Raw genomic sequence first — 3,107 nt, 5'->3', positions numbered from 1 at the left:
ATCATGCCGGGCTGATGACGCCGACCCAGATGGAGAAGTGGCGCGAGAACCAGCACATCCAGCCGGGCCATGAATGGGACAAATATGAGGGCATGACGCAGGACGCGGCCGAGCTCGATGCATTCCTCGCCGCGGTGCCGTTCATCCAGCAGGGTCAGCGGCGACTGAGCGCGCCGGTCATCGAGGTGCCCGCGCACCTCGCCTTCAAGCCGGCGCCGGCGATGTCGACGCAGCAGGGCTTTGGCCTGGTGCTGAACGAACTGGCGCGCGGCGACAGCGAACTGGCGTCACGCATCGTCACCGCGTCGCCCGACGTCACCGTCTCCACCAATCTCGGCGCCTGGGTCAATCGCTGCGGCCTGTTCGCGCGCGCCGAAAAGGCCGATCACTTTCGCAGCGAAAAGATTCCGTCGACCTTCAACTGGGATTTTTCACCGAAGGGTCAGCACATCGAGCTCGGCATTGCCGAGAGCAATTTGTTCCTGCTGATGTCGGCGCTGGGTCTGTCGTCGTCGATCAACGGCGTACGGCTGCTGCCGATCGCGACATTGTACGATCCCTTTATCAGCCGCGCGCTCGATCAGCTCAATTATGCCTGTTATCAGGACGCCCGCTTCATGGTGGTGGCGACGCCCTCGGGCATCACGCTGGCGCCGGAGGGGGGCGCGCACCAGTCGATCGCCACGCCGCTGATTGGCATCGCCCAGGATGGCCTGGCCGCATTCGAGCCGGCCTTCGTCGATGAACTCGCGGTGATGATGCGCTGGGGCTTCGCGCATATGCAGCGCGAATCGAGCGCGCAGGGCGACGAGGCCGGCATGCGCGCCGGCGGCTCGGTCTATCTGCGGTTGTCGACCCGCAGCATCGAGCAGCCGCGGCGGATGATGACGCCGGAGCTCGAGCAGGGCATCACCGACGGCGCCTACTGGTTGCGTCAGCCGGGCGCCAATTGCGACCTGGTGATCGCCTATACCGGCGCGCTGGCGCCGGAGGCGATCGAGGCTACCGGCCTGCTCGGCGACAGCCACCGTGACATCGGCCTGCTGGCGGTCACCTCGGCCGATCGGCTGCATGCCGGTTGGACCGCCGCGCGGAAAATCCGGCGCGACCGGCGCAACCCACGGCATCTCTGCCAAATCGAGAAATTGCTGCAGGCGCTGCCACGCGATTGCGGCATCGTCACCGTGCTCGACGGCCATCCGGCCACGCTGGGCTGGATCGGCAGCGTCTGCGGCCACCGCATGGAGGCGCTGGGCGTCGAGCATTTCGGCCAGACCGGGACGATTCAGGACCTCTATCGCCATCATGGCATCGACGCCAACGCGATTATCGATGCGGCTGAAGGTCTCACGGTCGGCGCCCCTGTGCTGCACCGCAAAATGGCGGTGTAGTCGTCTTACGGGGCAAACACGTCTGGAATTAGCGCAAATTGACGGCAGAGCCTTGCTCCCGCCGCGGCGCTGCTTTTATATGCCACGTCGCCATCGCGCGGCGCCCCGCGTATGGCGGGCCTCCAGTGTATGGGAAGTGACGCAAGGGTGCTTGCCGAATGTCCTGTGCCTTCCCAGATCAACCTGACTGAAGCTTCCGAAATCAAAGAGGTTACCAATGGTCAACCGCATGCAGTTCTACATTGATGGCGCCTGGGTCGATCCCGCCATCAAGAAATCGACTCCGGTCGTGAATCCGGCCACCGAAGAAGCGATGTATGACGTTGCGCTCGGCTCCAAGGCTGACGTCGACAAGGCGGTGATCGCCGCGCGTCGGGCTTTCGAAACCTTCTCGGTCACTTCGCGCGAGGAGCGCGTCGCGCTGCTCGAAAAAATCATCGCGGTCTACAAGACCCGCATCAAGGACATTGGCGCGTCGGTGTCCGACGAGATGGGCGCGCCGCTGCCGATGGCGGAGAAGCTGCAGGCCGGCGCCGGTCTCGGCCATCTGATCGCCACGCTCGACGTGCTGAAGAACTACAAGTTCGACGAGCCGCATAATGATGCCATGATCACCCGCGAGGCGATCGGCGTTGTCGGCATGATCACGCCATGGAACTGGCCGCTGAACCAGATCGCCTGCAAGGTGGCCCCGGCGCTGGCCGCCGGCTGCACCATGATCCTGAAGCCGTCGGAATACACGCCGTCGTCGGCGCTGATCTTCGCCGAGATCCTGCATGAAGCCGGCGTGCCGGCGGGCGTGTTCAACGTCATCAACGGCCTCGGCACCGATGTCGGTATCGCCATGAGCGAACATCCCGACATCGATATGATCTCGTTCACCGGCTCGACCCGCGCCGGCATCGACGTCGCCAAGCGCGCCGCCACCACTGTCAAGCGCGTCAGCCAGGAACTCGGCGGCAAGTCGCCGAACGTGATCCTGGAAGGCGCGGACTTCGTCAAGGCCGTCACCGGCGGCGTCGCGCATATGTTCAATAATTCCGGCCAGTCGTGCAATGCGCCGAGCCGTATGATCGTGCCGCAGGCGAAAATGAACGAGATCGCGGCGATCGCCAAGGCGCAGGCCGAGAAGACCAGGGCCGGTGATCCCCGTGCCGACGGCACCGTGATCGGTCCCGTCGTCAATCGCGGCCAGTGGGACAAGATCCAGGGTCTGATCCAGAAGGGCATCGAGGAAGGCGCCACGCTGGTCGCTGGTGGTCCCGGCCTGCCGGAAGGCGTCAACAAGGGCTTTTACGTCCGCCCGACGATTTTCGCTGACGTGACCGAGAACATGACCATCGCCCGCGAAGAGATATTCGGGCCGGTGCTGGTGATCATGGGCGCCAAGGACGAGTCCGAGGCGGTCAGGATCGCCAATGACACGCCCTATGGCCTGGCGGGTTACGTCTCCGGCTCCTCGATCGAAGCCGCGCGAAAAGTCGGCCGCAAGATCCGCGCCGGCAACATCAACCTGCAGGGCGCGCCCAACGACCGCACCGCGCCGTTCGGCGGCTACAAGCAGTCCGGCAACGGCCGCGAATGGGGCAAGTACGGCCTCGAGGATTTCCTCGAAGTCAAGGCGATCGCCGGCTTCAACGCGGCGTGATCTGATGAAGTAACAAAACGCCGGCGCGGAGAAATCCACGCCGGCGTTTTGCGTTTCTGCACCGGCCT

Annotated in this window: 1 protein-coding gene and 1 pseudogene; both read left to right on the top strand. The window is 64.4% G+C overall.

The genetic code is table 11. From position 1 onward, the window contains the following. Window positions 1–1,391 (top strand): annotated as a pseudogene (locus Q0S16_RS24415) (transketolase); the annotation flags it as partial. 217 nt (window positions 1,392–1,608) lie between these two features. Further along, a complete protein-coding gene (locus Q0S16_RS24410; RefSeq protein ID WP_295854460.1) occupies window positions 1,609–3,039 on the top strand; it encodes an aldehyde dehydrogenase family protein in 1,431 nt (476 codons plus the stop codon). Window positions 3,040–3,107: the final 68 nt, after the last annotated feature.

The organism is Tardiphaga sp. (assembly GCF_025356345.1).
GTDB lineage: Bacteria > Pseudomonadota > Alphaproteobacteria > Rhizobiales > Xanthobacteraceae > Tardiphaga.
The sequence above is the reverse complement of the archived record's forward strand: the minus strand, read 5'-3'. Positions and strand labels throughout refer to the sequence as shown.